The following is a 19342-nucleotide window of genomic DNA, read 5'->3' as shown; positions in this document are numbered from 1 at the left end:
TGGGATCATTCATTATCTGCTTTTTATATTGTTACTTTAAAAATTCTTATTATTTTGATAAAATTGTAAATATAGAGAATAATAACCTTTTTTCATGGGTGTCAGAAATTTAGTTTCTCACCTGTAGAAGAAAAATCTATTGCAGGAGGAGAATAATAATGAATGAATTAGATGTGAGAGAATTTTACGAAAAACAATTCGAACTATCCAATTACGATATTAATACAGAAAGCTGGTTAGAACAGGTTGCGAAAGAAGTTCAAGAACAAATTGGACATCCATTTCAGTCAATGTTAGAACTAGGAGCAGGAAATGGTGGATTTGCAAGGGCGATGTCTAAGTTACAAGTAAAAATGACTACTGTTGAGCTTGTACCAGAGTTAGTTATGTTTGCAAAAGAACATTCTACTAATGATATAGATATTCATTGCGCTGATTTTTATAAAATTAATTTTGAAGAAAAGTTTGATGTTGTTAGTTATTTAGACGGATTTGGTGTAGGATCAGATGATGAGCAATTGATTCTATTAAAACGGATTAAAAACTGGATGAAGGATGATGGATGTGCACTTATTGATATTTATCAACCACTTTATTGGAAAAAGGTAAGTGGACAAGAAATGTCTTTAAGCTCAGCTATGCGAAAATACGAATATGATCGTATAAATGAAAGAATGTTAGATCATTGGTGGCATCCTAATAATCAAAATGATATAGTTACACAGTCTTTACGATGTTATACGGTAGATGAGATTAGTAATCTATGTGCTGAAGCTGGTTTAAGTATTGTAGGATTCTTTCCAGGCGGAGCATATGATTTTGAAAAAGAGAAATATAAAGAATTAACAACTTTAAATGAATGTTTGGCGTACCGAATTAAAATAAAGAAGAGTAGGGATTAATCTCTACTCTTCTTTATTTTAGAAAATTCTTACTAAAACTATTGACTTTATAAATGGATTTTTAATACAATTGTATTTCGACTGAAAAATTAGAACGGACAGGAGGGAATCATCAAATGAACAACATTTTTGAAGAAGAGTTACAAAGGATGAAAGATACATTACGTACGATGGATGATCAATTAGAACAGCTCGAAAACATTCCGGTTTATTATGGAGATGATTTTAAAGAACAAATTCTAGAAAGTATGAGAGAATCTAATAGGCAAAATTTACGTATCGGTGTACAAGAACCGTACTTTGGAAGATTAGATTTTCAAGAGGGTGGCAAGGAAGATGTTATGCCGATCTACATCGGTAAAGTAGGTGTTTCACATAAAGACACAATGAAACCAATTGTAATAGATTGGCGGGCACCTGTTGCAAGTATGTTTTATTCATTTACCGGTGGAGATGAATTAGCATTTTATCAATCGCCAGACGGATTAGTAGAAGGTGATGTGTATTTAAAGCGAAACATCTCTATTCGAAAAAGAGAACTAGAACGTGTTGTTGATACATATGTAAAAGGAAATGAAGATGTCTCACATGCCGATGATTTTCTTCTATATCGATTAGGTGAGAATAAAGATAATAAACTAAAGGATATTGTTTCGACAATACAATCGGAGCAAAACGATATTATTCGTGCGGAAAGAAACTTACCATTATTAATTCAAGGGGTTGCAGGAAGCGGAAAAACAACGATCGCTTTACATCGCCTTGCTTTTTTAATTTATGAATATCGTGAACAATTAGAAGCTGAGAGAATGATTGTATTCGCTCCGAATAGTCTGTTTTTAGACTATATTTCGAGTGTGCTTCCTGAATTAGGTGTAGGGAATATTAGTCAAACAACATTTCCAGATTGGGCATTACGTACGTTAGATGATTCTGTGAAACTAAAGCAAACAGAAGAAAAGTTGAAAGAAGCCTTTTCTATTAATCGTGATGAAGAAAAGGTTATGCTCGGTAAATTGAAAGGCACGCTGGAATTTAAGTCCTTTATTGAAGAGAGAATGGTTCAATTTGAAAAAGAATTAATACCAACAAGTGATTTTGAGGCATGGGACAAAGCTATTATTCCAGTAGAAGACATAAAAAAATGGATGCAAGTTGAATATAAACATTATCCATTAAAGAAAAGAAGAGAAAGATTAGTCGGCCGAATGAAGCGCTGGATTGAAATTGAACTGAAAAAGTATGGAGAAACAAACGAGAAGAAATTATTAAAAAAAGAAGCGACAAAGAGATTGAACACATATATGAAGTTTTGGCCGAAAATGAGCCCACTTTCACTTTATAGTTCAATATTGAAAAGTAAAGAAATACTCGAAGTATTGCCTGAAGAACTTGTGAAAGAAACTGAAAAGAGTTGTCGTAAAAAAGAAGTGTATGTAGAAGATTTACCAGCTTTAATTTACTTACATCACCGCATAACAGGTATTGAAATCGGACAGAAATTCCATCACGTCGTTATTGATGAAGCGCAAGATTTCTCACCATTCCAAGTGTATGTATTAAAAGAAATTACACTAGGTAATTCTTTCACTATATTAGGTGATTTATCTCAAGCAATTTATGATTATCAAGGGATTGAAGAGTGGGGTGCTTTTAAGGAAGTATTCCAAGAAACAGGTTATTATGAACTGACGAGAAGTTATCGTTCTACAAAAGAAATTATAGAATTTGCGAACGAAATAATTAAAAACGCAGAGATTCCAGTTGGGCTCGCAACACCAGTTTTTCGCAGTGGTGAAAATGTTAAGGTAATCCATGCAGAAGATCAATTTAATGAGATTATGAAGACGTTAAAATATCTACAAAACGAAGATGTGAAAACAATTGCGGTAATAGGAAGAACAGAAGATGAATGCCGCGATATATATGAGAAATTAACAAAAGCAGGATTGGCCGTAAACGTCATTGAAGCAGATCAAAGTAAATATGAAGGTGGTATTTCAGTAGTACCTGTATACTTGGCAAAAGGGCTAGAATTTGATGCTGTTCTATTAATCGATGTTGATGAAGAACATTATAAAAATACGAAACATGATGCGAAGTTACTATATGTCGGATGTACAAGGTCACTTCATGATTTATGGATTTTCCATAGCGGGGAAGCATCGCCTTTAATTAAAGGAATAAAATAAATATGAAAAACAAGAGGCGTTTCTAGTAACAAAAAGAAAAACCTCTTGTTTTTCTATATAAAGACATGGAGAGAAAATAACTATGATTACAAAGGTAATAACAAAAAGAAATTGGGAAATCGCAAAGATAAATGGAGAAATTAATGAAGTTTCACTAAAAGAGGAGGGATTTATTCATTGTTCGTTTTTACAGCAAGCATTAAAAGTTGCTGAAAAACATTTTAGTCATGAAGAAGATGTTTTATTACTGACAATTGATCGATCCTTAATAAAAGCAGAAATAAAATATGAACTTGCTTTTAACGGTCAAGAATATCCGCATGTATACGGAGTAATTCATATTGGATCAGTTGTAAATGTTACCCCATTTATTAAAGAAAAAGGAGAGTTTATATTACAAGAGGTACAAAATTAAAATTGTTATAAGCATTTAAATTAGCCAGAAAAGCACAAAATATATAGTTTGTGCTTTTTTATTTTCTATTTTTTGTAAATATGTATTGTTTTTATCACATTAATACTGTACGATACATAGTATAAAACACATACTGTATGACATATAGTAATGAAAATGAGGTGAGTGAATGGATGCTTTATTAAATTCGTTAATTACTGAACTAAGAAGAGGTACATTAACATTAGCGGTTTTAAGCCAGTTAAGAACACCGCAGTATGGGTATTCACTTGTCCAATTATTGGAGCAATCAGGGATTACAATCGATCAAAGTACGTTATATCCACTACTTCGCCGATTAGAAAAGCAGGAGCTAGTGACGAGTAGTTGGGATAAAACGGAGAGTAGACCGCGTAAGTATTATATTTTAAGTGAATACGGATTAGAGATATTTTTGCAGTTGAAAAAGGAATGGATAAAGGATTCGAAAGAACTTTATAAATTATTAAAGGAGGAGGACAAGAATGAATTTGATTGATATTTACGTCGAGGAAGTAGCGAAGAGATTACCTGAAAAAAATCGTGAAGATATTATTCTTGAACTACGGTCAACAATCGAGGATATGTTACCTGATGATTATAATGAAGATGATGAAAAAAGAGTTCTTGAAAAATTGGGGAGTCCAGTTTCATTGGCAAATGGGTATTTAGATAGGCCGATGTATTTAATTGGACCACGTTATTTTGATGTATATACGACATTATTAAAAATGATCATACCGATTGCAGCTGTTATCGCACTCATTGCAATGGTTGCAGAAAATTTTGTAGGATATGATGGTGAGCAAGCGGTATTAAATGTTATTTTAAATCTGATAGGTAAAGGAATTGGGGAAATTATCGAAGTAGGCCTTCATGTATTTTTCTGGTTGACACTTGTATTTGCAATTTTAGAAAGAACAGATAAAGACAAAGGTACTCAACCGTTGACGACAAGTTTAAAAAAGTGGACGCCTGATGCTTTGAAAAATACTTCGTATATTCCAAAGAAAAAGTCGATCTCAAAGTTCGAAGTATTTGGGGGGTTAATGTGGACGGCAATATGGGCAACACTTTATTTTTATGCGAACCATCTTGTAGGTGTATATCATGGTACAGAAAGCGGATTGAAGTTTGTCGCGGCAACTTTTAATCAAGAGGTGTTACTTCAGTATTGGCCAATTGTTGTAATTGTGATTGTGTTTGAAATAGGTATATCTCTTTATAAGTTAGTACAAGGACAATGGACGAAAAAGCTGGCAATCGGGAATGCTATTCTTCAAATAGTTGGAACAATAGTATTCATTGTAATTATAGTAAATCCGCACTTATTTAATGAAGGATTTATTACGTATGTGGCAAATGTGTTTACTACTTCTCCAGAGGAAGTTAAAAAGTGGTTAATTGGTGGAGGTATTATCATTTACATTTTGTCTGCTGCGTTAAATATATTTGATGGTTTCCGAAAAGCTCGTATTCGTATATAGGAGTGAAATTAGAGGAAAGGAAGAAAGTGATGATAAGGGAAGCAAGGAAACAAGATGTCACATACATTTTAGATATTTATAATGATGCTATATTGAATACAACAGCCGTCTATACGTATAAACCTGTAACCCTTGAAAATAGAATAGATTGGTATGAACAAAAAAAGGCTAACGGCTATCCGATTTTAGTATGTGAATTAGATAATAAAATAGTAGGATTTGCGACATTTGGCCCGTTTAGAGCTTGGCCTGCCTATAAATATTCAATTGAGCATTCTGTGTACGTTCATAAGGAATATAGAAAAAATGGGATAGGAACTTCATTAATGAAAGCATTGATCACAGTTGCAAAAGAAAGGGAATATATGACCATAATTGCTGGAATTGATGCAGAAAATGAGAAAAGCATTGCCTTACATGAAAACTATGGATTTGTTCATGCGGGGACAATTAAGAAGGCTGGTTATAAGTTTAATAGATGGTTAGATTTAGCTTTTTATCAATTGGAGCTTAATGGTCCTAAAAAGCCTACGGAAGAGTAGATTATTGAGTTTTGCTTAATATTTAATTTAGAAAGATAGCATGGGAAAGTTTCATGCTATCTTTTTTATTGTATGCATACATATCAAGTAACAAAAAAGGTTTTATACATTCTATATCGAAATTTAAGAATGTAATAAAACAATATAAAAAGAGGTGCGAATATGCAAACTGTCATTGAAAGAATGAAAGAAATACAATCTGGTCAAGTTGGAGTGATTGTGTCTTCTACAAAATTTGAAGATATAATTGCCTCCTATAATAATGAACTATATGTTCCTTTAGCATCAGCAGCAAAAGTGGCAATTGGATTTGCAGTAGCAAACATGGTAAAAAACAAACAAATTAGTTGGAATGATATGCTTCACCAAATTAAATTTAATCCAAAAGAAGATAGTGCACAATTATATCCACATTTGCAAGGAAGAGATACAATATCACTCTGTAAAGCTGTTGAAGTAATGATAGCGTGTCATGATAGTTATATTGCAAAGACGATTGTATTGCACTGCGGAGGATGGGATACTATTAGAAAGTATGTTTCAACGTACTTCCCTAAGATACATGTTCAAGAAAACCCTAGGGATGAACAGAATATTGGAGAGTTAAATCAAGTGCATTCACTTTTAGTACATATTTTTAGAGGTTATAAAAGTGAGCCAGAATTATGGGAACCAGTTATTAATGGAATGGTAAGACAGCAAGGAGAATATGAAGGAATACCGTATTATCATATAGCTCATATGACAGGTGGATTGCCCACAGCAATAATAAATATTGGTATAATAGGGGTGTTTAATGAATTCCCAGTTCTTTACGTTATTGGGGGGAAAGATTTACCTATTCGAAGTGAAAATAAAGAAATAGATGAAGTTTTTGCAATATCTTTGAAATACATATATAAAGAATATAGTCATGCTAGGGGTGAGTGATTGAAACGAAACTTAAAAACTTCAACAATCATCATATTAATCTTAACAATTATCGCTTTGGAAGTTGGAATTGCGATGTACGATCATAATTTGTCATTACATACAATTTACTTTGCAGCGATTCTTATTTGTATTGTATTACTCTTTGGCACACGTGTTTCTGCAGAGAAAGAAAGTACATCGAAACAGAGACGAATAAAAACAGCTTTTATATTTTGGCTATCTATTTTATTGTCTATCGCTTGTTTTGCAGTTATAAGTTATATAAGAATAGGCTATGTTTCTGTGTCAGGGATAATTGGTTTTTCATGCTTTGTTACTTATGGTGGATTCGTATTTATTAGTATATTAAAAAGGAAAAGTAAAAATGAAAGATAGCTCACTAAGTTGAAAGGAAGAAATATATGAAACACATAGAGAATGGTACTCGTGCCGAAGGAGAATACATAAAAAATAAAGTAATTCAATATAACATGTCTATCTTAACAGATGAAGCAAAACAGCCGATGGAACAAGTAAGTTTCGTAGTGAAAGATGACGATGGGGAAATCTTAGGCGGGGTAACAGGAACGATGTATTTTTATCATCTTCATATAGATTTTTTATGGGTTGATGAAACAGTTCGTCATGATGGTTATGGCAGTCAACTGTTACATAAAATTGAAGACATCGCGAAGGAAAAAGGCTGTAGATTAATATTATTAGATTCATTTAGTTTTCAAGCACCAGACTTTTATAAAAAGCACGGCTACCGAGAATACGGTGTTGTTGAAGATCATCCTAAAGGACATAGTCAATACTTTTTAGAGAAGAGGTTATAGGAATCGTATGCGTGTTGTACAAGAAAATTGGATTTTAAAAGCATTACCAATAAGGTGATGCTTTTTTCTTTTGTTTATAGCAACTACTCAAACTGATGCAATTATGGGGACAAATAGTACGATTCGTATAGCTATGATTTTATTTTTTATTGGAAATGAGTTACTGTCTTTGTAGAAGACACTTGTCGTATAGGTTTTTTTCTAACAAATGCTGTTGAATTTTTAAGAGCAGAAGAGCAATAAGACGAGCTCTGAATATAATAATGATGAAGGAGGTGTTAAGCAATGGGTTACATTGTAGATATTTCAAAATGGAACGGTAACATTATCTGGGATTTAGCTGCTCCGCAATTAGATTTCGTAATCGCTAGGGTACAAGATGGATCAAATTATGTAGATCCTTTATATAAAAATTATGTCCAAGCAATGAAAACTAGAAATATTCCGTTTGGTAACTATGCATTTTGCCGATTTATTTCAATTGCTGATGCGAAGAAGGAAGCGCAAGATTTTTGGAATCGTGGTGATAAGACCGCTACAGTTTGGGCGGCTGATGTAGAAGTGAAAACAATGGATGACATGAGAGCAGGTACACAAGCTTTTATCGATGAATTACGCAGACTAGGTGCTAAAAAAGTTGGTTTATATGTTGGCCATCATGTATATGAGCCTTTCGCAATGGCGAACGTACAAAGTGATTTTGTATGGATTCCCCGATATGGGGGCAATAAACCAGCATATCCTTGTGATATTTGGCAATACACCGAGACAGGTAATGTACCAGGTATCGGCAAATGTGATTTAAATCAATTAATAGGAAATAAACCACTTTTCTGGTTTACTGAATCAGTACCAAAACAAGAGAATGTACAAGCACAAGTTTCTAAACAAAACATCATTCAATCAGGTGCTTTTTCACCATATGAGGCTCCTGAAGCTATGAAAGCTTTAACATCAGTTAAAATGACTGCTACCTTCATTTTACAATCGGATGGCTTAACGTATTTTATTTCGGATCCAACGAGTGATGCGCAATTAAACGGTATGAAAGGTTGGCTTGATCGAAAAGGTTGGTGGTATGAAGTTAAATGAAGATAAAAGTCGTCCTATTGGGCGGCTTTTATCATTAGTCAACTTAATATAGTATGTGCTATTTTTAATATAGAAGAAATAGGAAAGAATGAGAGAGGGACTGTTTATATTGCAAATGTGATATCTATATTATAAATTAATTTTACAATGGGTTTCATAACCGGTTGGATTCAATAGCTTATATTGAAGGAAGTAAAGTAAGACAAAATAAATATAATGAGTAATTTGATGGGAGAAAGAAAATGTACACGTATAAATTGCAACATGAACAACCAATCTGCGTAGGCAAAATAAAAAAACTTTATGACTCTGTCGGTTGGTGGCCAGAAAGAAAAGAAATCGATATTCAAAAAATGTTAAAGCATAGTATAGCAATTGGAGTATGGGAAGAAAATGAATTAATCGGATTTGCTAGAGTTGTTTCTGATGGTGTTTTTCGAGCGTACATAGAAGATGTTGTTGTGCATGAGATTGTAAGAAATAAAGGGATTGGGGAGAAGATGCTTACAATGTTATTTCAAGAAATATCTCATGTTCATATTGTTAGTCTATTTTGTGGAGAGAAGTTAATAAAGTTTTATGGTGAACACCAATTTCAAGCGACGAAACAAATTGTAATGCATCGTAATCAAATAGTGAAAGAATAAGAGGTGCAAAGGAAAATGAATGCAACAAGAACATATTGTTTATCAAAAAGAAAAGCGACTGAAGATTCTCCTGATGGTTGGAATGCAACATGTATGAGGCTTAATAATAAAATATTTGCGATAATAAACCATGAAGAAGGAGAAAAAGCTGCGATTACATTAAAATGTGATCCAGAACTTGCATTAAGATTAAGAGAAGAGTATCCAGAAGCAATCATTCCCGGGTATCATATGAATAAAAAACATTGGAATACAGTGTATATACATAAAGATGTAGAGCAAGAGCAAATTAATAAGATGATTGATTGGTCATATGATTTAGTTCTACAATCATTTTCAAAGAAAAAGCAGCAAGAGTTATTAGATTAATATGTATAAGGGGTGGAAGTAATGAAAGACACGATCAAAGATACATATGACAAATTAGCGAGTACATATAAAGAAAATCTAGACTTGGCAAATCCATATAACAGTTATTATGAAAGACCAGCGATGATGGAGATGATTCCAAAGAATTTAGAAGGGAAGAGTATATTAGATGCTGGATGTGCAGCTGGATGGTATACTACTCAATTTGTAGAAAGGGGAGCAAATGTTACTGCAATTGACGTAAGTTCTGAAATGGTAAAAGCTGCAAAGGAAAGTACGGGTAATAAAGCAACGTTTCTTTGTCATGATTTGCAAGAAGTATTACCATCTGAAGATAATACTTTTGATGTTATTGTAAGTTCGTTAACGCTTCATTACTTAGAAAATTGGGATAAAGTATTTCAGGAGTTTCATCGAGTATTGAAGCCAGGTGGCGAATTTATATACTCCATTCATCATCCTTTTATGGATTTTACAAAGTTTACTAGTGAAAATTATTTCGAAAAACAATTATTAGTAGATACTTGGGTTAAACCAAATATTACAATAGAAGTTAGCTTTTTTAGAAGATCACTCCAAGACATAATTAATGAAACAACAAATTATTTTGTGTTAGATAAAATGGTGGAACCGAGGCCGGTTGAAAAAATGAGAGAAGTAAATGAAACATCATATCATTATCTAAATACAAATCCACATTTTCTTATTATGAAAGCCATTAAAAAATAGGTAGTAAAATAATTATATTTTACTACCTATTTACAGTTTTTAATTACATATTAGGAGATTTTGAGATGAATAAGAAACGAAATAGATTATTATATGCGCTATTTACTATAGTTATAATTATTTTAGGTCTTAGCTCAAGAAAGTTAGCTTTTGCGTTACCTCATCTATTAAACGCGTACTTAGGCGATGCTTTATGGGCACTCATGATTTTTACAGGGCTCGGTTTTTTATTTCCTAAAATAGAAACGAAGAAATTGGCTTTTATAAGTTTACTGTTTTGCTACGGGATTGAAGTAAGCCAATTGTATCATGCTGAATGGATAGATAGCATTCGTGCAACGACTTTAGGTGGCCTCGTATTAGGTTACGGATTTTTGTGGAGTGATTTAGTTACTTATACAATTGGTGTTGGGATTGGAATGTTTTGTGAGTTTATGTTACAGAAGAAATAATAGATTTAAAAAGGGGTATGTATGAAAAAAATAATATTAATAGGTTCTGGTGGTTCAGGAAAATCTACATTAGCAAGGCAGTTAGGTAATAAATTAAATATTAAAGTACATCATCTTGATGCGTTATTTTGGAAACCGAATTGGGAAGGTGTACCGAAAGAGGAGCAAAGAAAGGTTCAAAATGAATTAGTTAAAGAAGATGAGTGGATTATTGATGGGAATTATGGCGGGACAATGGACATAAGAATTAACGCTGCTGATACAATTATCTTTCTTGATATTAATAGAACAATATGTGTTTATCGTGCTTTTAAAAGGGTTGTACAATATCGGAATAAAACAAGACCGGATATGGGTGCTGGATGTGAAGAAAGGTTTGATTTGCAATTTTTTAAATGGATATGGCAATATCCTAAAACGAAACGACCCTCAATTTTAAAAAGGCTAAATCAATTGAGTAAGGAAAAAGAGGTTATTATTTTAAAATCTTCAAATGAAGTAAGACTATTTTTAGAGAAATACGATACCATAGATAGTTAGACTATAAAAAGAAGTAACATGGGGGGATAGGATTGAATAGATTCATTAGCCCGGTTGATTCTAATATGGTGAAAATTCCAGCAGGAAAAGTAGAATTAAGAGATGATCGAATAAAAAAACAATGGCAAGTTCAAGTTAAACCGTTTCTTCTTGCAAAGTATGTTGTAACAGCGGAATTATATTATGCTATTATGAATCGTGCACTAAATGGTAATGAAAATAGTAACAAACCAGTTGTAAATATTTCATGGAATGATGCCATTATATTTTGTAATTTACTTTCAAAAAAAGCGGGATTAAAAGAATATTATTCTATTAATGATGGTGGTCAAATTGTTAGTTGTAATTTAGATTCAAATGGGTACCGATTACCTTTTGAAGCAGAGTGGCAATATGCGTGTAAGGCAGGAACTACCGGATACATATATGGAGAACTGAAAGAGATTGCTTGGTACAATGAAAATTCTAGTGGACATATTCATGAGGTCGGAAAAAAAGAACCGAATGCATGGGGACTTTACGATATGTTAGGAAACGTTTGGGAATGGTGCTATGATTTATATGATGAACAAGTGTACGGATCATACCGAATTTTCCGCGGCGGTAGCTGGGCTGAAGCAGCTAGAGGTTGCGGTGCGACTTGTCGTCGCCGTAGCCATCCTACATTTCATATAGATGACCTTGGATTTAGGCTTGCTAGGTCCATTTAGAAGAATAAGACAAAATACCTGTAATACTAATGACAACATAGAAAAGATTTTAATGAAGGAGTGTTTTAAGTGGCACGTGTTTTATTCATTAATACTGGATCAGAAGGACATATAAATCCTACATTGCAAGTTGTAGAAGAATTAGTCTCACGCGGGGAAGAGGTAGTTTATTTTTCAATAGAATCTTTTAGAGAGCTTATTGAGAAGACGGGTGCTACTGTACGAACAATTGACGATCAAAAATTTATAAATGCTTTTCTTTCCGGTGGTCGAAATTATTTACCAGAGAGAATAAATGGTCTTTTACATACGACAGATGTTATTATACCAAATGTTTTTGAACAAATTGAAGGGGAACAGTTTGATTACATCATTCATGATTCAATGTTTGGCTGTGGCCGTTTAATTGCTCAAATTCTAAATCTTCCAGCAATAAATTCTTGTACATCTTTTGCACAGAATGAAAAATCATTTGAACAAATGTTGGATTACTTGTCTAAAAGTATCCCAATGGAAGTTCAGGATAGGATACATAATGATTTTGAAAGATTAACTAAGGGGATTGCGGAAAAATATAGTGTTGAAATAAACTCACCATATGAAGTTTTCTGTAATCCAGCGCCACATACTATTGTGTATACAATAAAAGAGTTCCAACCTTTTGGAGATATGTTTAATGAAACATTTAAATTTGTAGGTCCATCCATCCCTGCACAAGTAAAAGATAAAGAGTTTGATTTTACTACAATTGAAGAAAAAAGCCCGATTTACATTTCACTAGGCACTGTTTTTAATGAAGCGCTTGATTTTTATAAACTTTGTATGAAGGCGTTCGAGAATAGTGATCATACTATTGTTATGTCTATTGGTAATAAAACAAAAATAAGTGATTTAGGTAACATTCCTAAAAACTTCATTGTAAAAAACTATGTACCACAAACTAAACTACTTGCATATACAAAGTTGTTTATTACACATGGCGGAATGAACAGTACACATGAAGGATTAAATAACGGGATTCCACTCATTGTAATCCCGCAAAGTGCAGATCAGCCAGTAATCGCAAAGCAAGTAGAGAATCTAGGAGCTGGGATTAAGTTATCTATAAATGAATTAACTGTGGAACAACTACGTGAAAGTGTAGAATTTGTATTAAATAATCCATCATATAAAGAAGCTGCATTGAATTTGAAGGAGTCTTTCCGAAAATCTGGTGGCTATAAGAAAGCTGCTGATGAGATTTTTACATTTATAGGCCAGTAATAAATGTAAGATTATACATGAGAAGAGTGTCTATATGAAATGGTATAGACACTCTTCTTTTATATGAAGCGGAGAATTCGTTGTTTTGAAAGGTTAAATATCCTGTTTTATAAATTCGGACCATAGTTTTACGTGTTACTAATGCTTTCATCATTTCTGCACAACTTCTGCACATACTTTGATGATTTTTATGTCATGATATATTCATCAAGTGAAATATTTCACAAGAAATGAAATATATTTTCACTGCGGTGTATGCATAATTAACACATACATCGATACAAAATTGTCTCTTGTTATTCTTTTACATCGAAGCCCACATTACACTACAAAGTATAACAAGAAGGGGACAGGAACATGAATAATCGATTATTAAAACAACTACAAAACATGAAAATGAACAAAAAAAGTCTAGGAGCTGTTGCATTAACAGCTGGAATTATTGGCACGACACTTATTCCTCAAAACGCATACGCGCACGGTTTTGTTGAAAAGCCTAGCAGCCGATCTGCTTTATGTAGTCCAACCTATGGTGCACTAAATGCAAACTGTGGAAGTGTTATGTATGAACCACAAAGTTTGGAAGCTCCAAAAGGGTTCCCGCAAGCTGGCCCAGTTGATGGCCAAATCGCTTCTGCAGGTGGTAAATTTGGTGGTGTTTTAGATCAACAAACAGCTGATCGTTGGTTTAAAAATACAATCACAGGCGGGGAAAATACTTTTACTTGGAAATATACAGCGCCTCACTTAACAAGTAAATGGCATTACTATATTACAAAAAAAGAATGGAACCCAAATAAAGCGCTCACAAGAGCAGATTTAGAACCAATTGGAACTGTACAACATGATGGTTCTGCAGCCTCAAATCATTTAACTCACAAAATCAATGTGCCTACTGATCGTAGTGGATATCATGTGATTTTAGCAGTATGGGATGTAGCTGATACAGCAAATGCATTTTATAATGTAATTGATGTTAATCTTATTAATGATGTGAAACCGGACATAGAAGCTCCAAGTAGTCCAAATGGAATTCAGACACAAAACGTAACAGCGAATAGTATAGAACTAACGTGGAACGCTTCTACGGATAATGTAGGGGTAAAAGGGTATCAAATCTTCCGTAACGGAGAGATGATTGATACAGTACCAGGAACTCATTTTATTGATAAAAAATTACAACCAAGTACAGAATACTCTTATACTGTAAAAGCAATTGACTCAGCTGGAAATGTATCGAAAGAAAGTGCAGCGCTTACAGTAAAAACAACAGTTGAGGCGCCTGATACAGAAGTACCAACACAACCAAAAGGATTACATAGTATGGGAACGACAGCGTCAAGTGTGGATCTAATGTGGAGTCCCTCTGACGATAATATTGGTGTAGACCATTACGATATTTATAGAGAAACAGAAGGATCATTGAAAAAAATTGCAACATCCAATACGACTTCTTATATGGATAAAAATTTACTTCCTAATACTACTTATAAATATGTAGTGAAAGCTGTTGATGTAGCTGGAAATGAATCTGTACAGAGTGATATATTCACAATTACTACAAAAACTGAAAGCGCTTCATATGAAGAGTGGAATGCAAAGAAAGCATATGAAAAGGGAGATAGAGTTCTACACGAGGGAAAAGTATATGAAGCTGTCCAGAGTTATCAAGGAAATGGGGATCCAAACTGGATTTATGCCTTATCATTATGGAAAACAGTGTAAGCTTTACCTAGATATGAACTAAGAGATGATGGGCTTTGATGCAAAAGAAAATCTTGAGAATTCACTTTTCTATTTATAAAAAAGGGTAGTATATAAATTCATATACTACCCTTTTTATTATGATAGTACTTTCGTCATAATAACGTGCGGAATACCATCTTCAATAAATACATCAGAAGAAGTTTGATAATCTAATTTTTTATAAAATCCTTCAGCTTGTGTTTGACCGTGTAGTTTTACTTTTGTTGCTTCTTTGTCACGAGCAATTTCTTCTAGCGCTTTGATTATTACTTTTCCTAATCCGTATTTACGATAGTCTTTTAAAATACAGATGCGTTCTAATTTTCCTGCACCGTCAACAAATCGTATACGACCTGTACCTACAGGAAGATCGTTATAATAAACTAAAATATGTTTGCATTTCTCACCAATTTTATCGAATGTATCGAATTCATCTTCAAGAGGGACATTTTGTTCTTTTACAAATACTTCTTTTCGAATATGAAAGGCAGTTTCTAAATCTGTAAGTTCTGTTATGATTTTGGAGTGCAAATTGTTCAGCCCTTTCTAGAGTGATGTTCTTTTGTTTTCATAGTATATCATACTTCAACATTATTTTATTTTTTGTGCTTGAACAATAAAAAAGATGGAAGTTAAATTTTTCATAAAATAAATGATTTTGAGTTTCTGACGTCAAAAAGAATATATTATGAACTAACGCCTGCAATCAATATGGAAAAGGAGAGGTTGTATAATGTCATTATTAATAACTACATTATTTCTTATTTTCCTTTCTAATTTCATTATTCATATTCTGTTAAAAAGCAAAATAAATAAAATTACCCTCAATTTTGTTAGTGGTGTAGTAATGTTACCTGGTATACTTATATTTTGGTTCATTATATATAGCCGTAAAACAACATCTAATGATTTTTACTTTCCGTTAATTGTTACAGTAATTTTTATTATAATGTTTGTAATTCATACAATTAGATTCGTTACTAATGACATGAAAAAAGGATGAGGAAGCACCTCATCCTTTTTAACTACACGGAATAAAGCGGATTTATAATTCCTCTATTCCGTTTTCAGTTCCAATAATCGCCTTGCTAGTCATATTAACAAACAACCCTGTTTCAACTACACCTGTAATCATTTTTAATTGCGTGTGTAAATTGGCTGGATTAGATATGTTATGAGGGAATATACAATCGATAATCATGTTTTTGTTATCGGTAATAAACGTTTCGTTATTTTTTAAACGTAACGTTGTTTGACAACCTAAAGATTGAATTTTCCTTTCGGTTTGTTTCCATGAAAAAGGTATAATTTCAACAGGTACTGGGAAAGTACCTAAATGTGTTACAAGTTTCGATTCGTCAGCAATAATAATTAGTTCTTTGGAGGAAGTGGCAACAATTTTCTCGCGAAGTAATGCGCCACCACCACCTTTTATAAGTTGTAAATTAGCATCAATTTCATCCGCTCCATCAATTGTAAGATCAAGGCTTTGTACGTCGTTTAACGAAATTAGAGAGATATTTAGTTGTTTAGCTAATACTTCCGTTTCTTTTGACGTTGGTACAGCTTGAAATGCTAAGCCTTCTTTTACACGCTCACCTAATTTTTGTATCGTCCAATATACAGTAGAACCTGTGCCAAGTCCAACTTTCATCCCATATTTTACAAAGTTTGCAGCATATTCACCAGCGAGCTGTTTTAAATTCAGCATATTATTCTGCTGGACGTGGGCCTGCATCTAGACCTGAATTTTCCACTGTAAGTATAGGACGAACGACTATATCTTTATGTACGTGCATTTGGCATGATAAACGTAAGTGATCTTCAATTCCTTTTTCCGTAATTGCATTTTTTTCATTAGAACTTGCTTCACAAAACTCACCTGCTATAATTTCTACTCTACAAGTTGTGCAGCGTGCTTTCCCACCGCAGCGATGGAGAATGTGTACACCGTTATCTTCGATCGCTAATACTAACTTTGTGCCTTCTTTTACATCAAAAGTTCCCGCACCTTCAATTGTTAATTTTGGCAAATTTGTTCCTCCTCACGTAAAATTGTACATAACATATTTATGACCGCGAATTATTGAACATAAACATAATTTTTTTATATGACCCGTAACTTTTTTATTTGTTTAATCGTTAATTAAGTAAGCGCTGAAAAGGAGTGGTTATTTTGTGCACAAAAGTAACTCATATTTTAAAGAATCATATCGATATGAATCATTCAAATATAAACTTTTTAATTGAGCAATATGGAGAATTGAAAAGGTACTGTACATTTTTAACGAAAAACAAATGGGACGGCGAAGATCTTGCTCAAGAAACAGTTTGTAAAGTTCTTCAAAAATATAGTAATAAAGATATTTGTATGACGCTTGTATATAAAATAGCTAGAAATCGCTGGATAGACCAGATGAAATCAAAATCAGTCCATGAAAAAATAAAGGAACAAATTATTTTTGATGCCCCACAAGAGAACATTGCAGATTTGCATGAAATGGTAGGGAAAGTATTATCGTCATTAAATGTACAACAATCCACAATTTTATTATTAAAAGATGTTTTTCAATATAGTATCGCTGATATTGCTAAAGTATGTTCCGTATCAGAAGGTGCAGTAAAAGCCTCTTTATTTCGGAGTAGAAATAGGCTGAAAACTGTAAGCGAAGAAGGGATAGAGATTGTCGAATTCACAGATGATATTGAAGTTGTAGTAACGTCTATTCGTGAGAATAGACCAGAATTATTAACGAAACTCCTTCCGACAATAGATTTTACTAAGTTACCATCTATACAGCCAGTCTTATTGTTTTATGCGAAAAACCCTTCTTCCTACAGTTGTATGCTTTGCGTTGCATAACAATTATTGGAGGGATTTAAAATGAATGCAATTCCATATGTAGTAGAACAAACGAAATTAGGAGAACGTTCCTATGATATATATTCAAGGTTATTAAAAGATCGTATTATTATTATCGGTTCAGAAATAAATGATCAAGTAGCGAGTAGTGTCGTAGCTCAATTATTATTTTTAGAAGCGGAAGATGCAGAGAAAGATATATATTTATACATCAATAGCCCAGGTGGTTCAACAACAGCGGGTTTTGCCATATTAGATACGATGAATCTCATTAAACCAGATGTACAAACGCTATGCATGGGATTTGCAGCATCATTTGGTGCATTGTTATTATTATCAGGTGCAAAAGGAAAACGGTTTGCGCTCCCTAACAGTGAAATTATGATTCATCAGCCACTTGGTGGTGCGCAAGGCCAGGCAACAGAAATTGAAATAACAGCGAAAAGAATACTAAAGTTAAAGCGTGATATTAATAAAATGATTGCAGAAAAAACGGGGCAATCGATTGAAAGAGTAGCACATGATACAGAAAGAGATTATTTTATGACTGCTGAAGAAGCGAAAGAATATGGGATTGTAGATGATGTTGTTACGAAAAAATAAGATAAAACAGGCTAGAGGAATAGCATATCCTCTAGCCTGTTTTATTAATCTTTTACCCATTCATCAACTAGCGCTTGATTCTTTTCAATCCATTTGCGCGCCGCTTCTTCAGGGTCTTTCGTTTTATTTAACATGACCATTAATGTACCAAGTTGTTCATCGTTCATTTTCCATTTGTCAAAGTATTTCACGATATCTGGATAATCTTTTTCGAAACCTTTACGAACAGAGTAATAAATATCATCTTTTTCACCATATACTTTCTTAGGGTCTTTTAAATATTTTAAGTCAAATTCTGAAAAGCCCCAATGCGGATTCCAAAGCGTAACAGCGATTGGTTTCTTTTTCGTATATGCTTTCTTTAATTCACTCATCATCGCAGCTTCAGAAGATTGGACAAGTTTTAGTTTAATATCATATTCCTTCATCGCTTTATTTGTTAAATTCATAAGACTACTACCGGGTTCGATACCGACAATTTTGTTATCTAGTTCATCTTTATGAGCATTTAAATCCTCAATACTGTTAATGTTTTTCATATAAGAAGGGACGACAAGGCCAAGTCCAGTACCTTCATACCATTTTGATTTTAAGACTATATCATCTTTATAACGAGCATTTAGCGGTTTATCCGTAACAGGTAGCCATACTTCTAAATTAGCATCAACATCACCGCGAGCAACGCCAGTCCAAATTGCAGCTTTTTCTAAGTACATGAGCTCAACTTTGTAACCTTTTTGTTCTAATAAAACTTTCCACATGTTTGCCGTTGCAATGTTTTCTTTCCAACTTGTTACACCAAGTTTAATTTTTCCTTTCGAATTTGCATTTGTTGCATTACATGAAGAGAATATCATAGTAATAAATAATGCAAGGCATATAAGCCATATTTTCTTTTTCATCGAAACCCTCCTAAGAAATGTTTGCCTTTTTAAATAAATGTATAAGTAAGCATTCTTATTATGAACGGAAACGCGAATTTTAAAGAAATCTTATGAATGTCATTTTTATGTAATATTTC

Annotated in this window: 24 protein-coding genes; 20 read left to right on the top strand and 4 right to left on the bottom strand. The window is 33.2% G+C overall.

What is annotated here, in order from left to right; genetic code table 11:
* Positions 1-158 precede the first annotated feature (158 nt).
* The 18 genes from DM800_RS22980 (at position 159) to DM800_RS22890 (ending at position 14834) form a co-directional block, all read left to right on the top strand.
* Positions 159-902 carry a class I SAM-dependent methyltransferase gene (locus DM800_RS22980; RefSeq protein ID WP_147787659.1) on the top strand — a complete coding sequence of 248 codons (744 nt, stop codon included), beginning with the start codon at positions 159-161 and terminating at the stop codon, positions 900-902.
* 116 nt (positions 903-1018) lie between these two features.
* Complete coding sequence (locus tag DM800_RS22975; protein ID WP_147787658.1) at positions 1019-3094, top strand: HelD family protein; 2076 nt, start codon at positions 1019-1021, stop codon at positions 3092-3094.
* Positions 3095-3176: 82 nt separating this feature from the next.
* The gene (locus tag DM800_RS22970; RefSeq protein WP_147787657.1) at positions 3177-3509 is read left to right on the top strand and encodes a DUF952 domain-containing protein; all 333 of its coding nucleotides are present in this window, start codon (positions 3177-3179) and stop codon (positions 3507-3509) included.
* A 169-nt stretch (positions 3510-3678) separates the two neighbouring features.
* Positions 3679-4026 carry a PadR family transcriptional regulator gene (locus DM800_RS22965; RefSeq protein WP_048547374.1) on the top strand — a complete coding sequence of 116 codons (348 nt, stop codon included), beginning with the start codon at positions 3679-3681 and terminating at the stop codon, positions 4024-4026.
* Positions 4013-5014: an HAAS signaling domain-containing protein gene (locus tag DM800_RS22960; RefSeq protein ID WP_147787656.1), complete on the top strand. Its 1002-nt coding sequence runs from the start codon at positions 4013-4015 to the stop codon at positions 5012-5014. Before DM800_RS22965 ends, DM800_RS22960 begins: the two co-directional genes overlap by 14 nt.
* Positions 5015-5043: 29 nt before the next feature.
* Entirely contained in the window at positions 5044-5556 is a 513-nt protein-coding gene (locus DM800_RS22955) for a GNAT family N-acetyltransferase (protein WP_147787655.1), read from the top strand.
* 162 nt (positions 5557-5718) lie between these two features.
* Positions 5719-6486, top strand: a complete 768-nt coding sequence (locus DM800_RS22950; protein ID WP_147787654.1) for a serine hydrolase — start codon at positions 5719-5721, stop codon at positions 6484-6486.
* On the top strand, positions 6487-6864 hold the full coding sequence (locus DM800_RS22945) for a hypothetical protein (RefSeq protein WP_147787653.1): 378 nt from the start codon (positions 6487-6489) through the stop codon (positions 6862-6864).
* Positions 6865-6890: 26 nt separating this feature from the next.
* On the top strand, positions 6891-7307 hold the full coding sequence (locus DM800_RS22940; protein ID WP_147787652.1) for a GNAT family N-acetyltransferase: 417 nt from the start codon (positions 6891-6893) through the stop codon (positions 7305-7307).
* A 285-nt stretch (positions 7308-7592) separates the two neighbouring features.
* A complete protein-coding gene (locus DM800_RS22930; protein WP_147787651.1) occupies positions 7593-8399 on the top strand; it encodes a GH25 family lysozyme in 807 nt (268 codons plus the stop codon).
* 242 nt (positions 8400-8641) lie between these two features.
* Positions 8642-9046 (top strand): GNAT family N-acetyltransferase, encoded by a 405-nt coding sequence (locus DM800_RS22925; protein WP_147787650.1) that lies wholly within the window; start codon positions 8642-8644, stop codon positions 9044-9046.
* 15 nt (positions 9047-9061) lie between these two features.
* Entirely contained in the window at positions 9062-9415 is a 354-nt protein-coding gene (locus tag DM800_RS22920) for an MmcQ/YjbR family DNA-binding protein (RefSeq protein ID WP_088063687.1), read from the top strand.
* Between the two features lie 21 nt (positions 9416-9436).
* Positions 9437-10144 carry a class I SAM-dependent methyltransferase gene (locus tag DM800_RS22915; RefSeq protein WP_137015553.1) on the top strand — a complete coding sequence of 236 codons (708 nt, stop codon included), beginning with the start codon at positions 9437-9439 and terminating at the stop codon, positions 10142-10144.
* A 65-nt stretch (positions 10145-10209) separates the two neighbouring features.
* Positions 10210-10596 (top strand): ribosomal maturation YjgA family protein, encoded by a 387-nt coding sequence (locus tag DM800_RS22910; RefSeq protein ID WP_147787649.1) that lies wholly within the window; start codon positions 10210-10212, stop codon positions 10594-10596.
* 21 nt (positions 10597-10617) lie between these two features.
* Entirely contained in the window at positions 10618-11136 is a 519-nt protein-coding gene (locus DM800_RS22905; RefSeq protein WP_147787648.1) for a DNA topology modulation protein, read from the top strand.
* A 65-nt stretch (positions 11137-11201) separates the two neighbouring features.
* Positions 11202-11846: a formylglycine-generating enzyme family protein gene (locus DM800_RS22900; RefSeq protein WP_147787800.1), complete on the top strand. Its 645-nt coding sequence runs from the start codon at positions 11202-11204 to the stop codon at positions 11844-11846.
* A gap of 69 nt (positions 11847-11915) precedes the next feature.
* A complete protein-coding gene (locus tag DM800_RS22895) occupies positions 11916-13109 on the top strand; it encodes a macrolide family glycosyltransferase (RefSeq protein WP_147787647.1) in 1194 nt (397 codons plus the stop codon).
* Between the two features lie 357 nt (positions 13110-13466).
* Complete coding sequence (locus DM800_RS22890; RefSeq protein WP_088063682.1) at positions 13467-14834, top strand: lytic polysaccharide monooxygenase; 1368 nt, start codon at positions 13467-13469, stop codon at positions 14832-14834.
* 117 nt (positions 14835-14951) lie between these two features.
* Here DM800_RS22890 and DM800_RS22885 read toward each other — a convergent pair whose 3' ends face one another.
* The 3 genes from DM800_RS22885 to DM800_RS22875 form a co-directional block, all read right to left on the bottom strand.
* Positions 14952-15386, bottom strand: coding sequence for a GNAT family N-acetyltransferase (locus tag DM800_RS22885; protein WP_060486723.1), 435 nt, complete (start codon positions 15384-15386; stop codon positions 14952-14954).
* Positions 15387-15900: 514 nt separating this feature from the next.
* Positions 15901-16563: a ribose-5-phosphate isomerase RpiA gene (gene rpiA / locus DM800_RS22880; RefSeq protein ID WP_088063930.1), complete on the bottom strand. Its 663-nt coding sequence runs from the start codon at positions 16561-16563 to the stop codon at positions 15901-15903.
* Positions 16564-16567: 4 nt separating this feature from the next.
* The gene (locus tag DM800_RS22875) at positions 16568-16888 is read right to left on the bottom strand and encodes a 2Fe-2S iron-sulfur cluster-binding protein (RefSeq protein ID WP_001125375.1); all 321 of its coding nucleotides are present in this window, start codon (positions 16886-16888) and stop codon (positions 16568-16570) included.
* Positions 16889-17031: 143 nt separating this feature from the next.
* Between DM800_RS22875 and DM800_RS22870 the strand changes: the two genes are divergently transcribed.
* Both DM800_RS22870 and clpP read left to right on the top strand, forming a co-directional pair.
* Positions 17032-17718 carry an RNA polymerase subunit sigma-70 gene (locus DM800_RS22870; RefSeq protein ID WP_147787646.1) on the top strand — a complete coding sequence of 229 codons (687 nt, stop codon included), beginning with the start codon at positions 17032-17034 and terminating at the stop codon, positions 17716-17718.
* Positions 17719-17739: 21 nt separating this feature from the next.
* A complete protein-coding gene (gene clpP / locus DM800_RS22865; RefSeq protein ID WP_000991621.1) occupies positions 17740-18321 on the top strand; it encodes an ATP-dependent Clp endopeptidase proteolytic subunit ClpP in 582 nt (193 codons plus the stop codon).
* A gap of 44 nt (positions 18322-18365) precedes the next feature.
* On the opposite strand, the gene DM800_RS22860 is transcribed toward clpP, so the two are convergent.
* Entirely contained in the window at positions 18366-19223 is an 858-nt protein-coding gene (locus tag DM800_RS22860; protein ID WP_048547352.1) for a glycine betaine ABC transporter substrate-binding protein, read from the bottom strand.
* Positions 19224-19342 lie beyond the last annotated feature (119 nt).

This window comes from Bacillus sp. AY18-3, assembly GCF_008042305.1.
Lineage (GTDB): Bacteria > Bacillota > Bacilli > Bacillales > Bacillaceae_G > Bacillus_A > Bacillus_A wiedmannii.
Note: the sequence above shows the minus strand (reverse complement) of the source record. Positions and strands in the feature narration are given on the sequence as shown.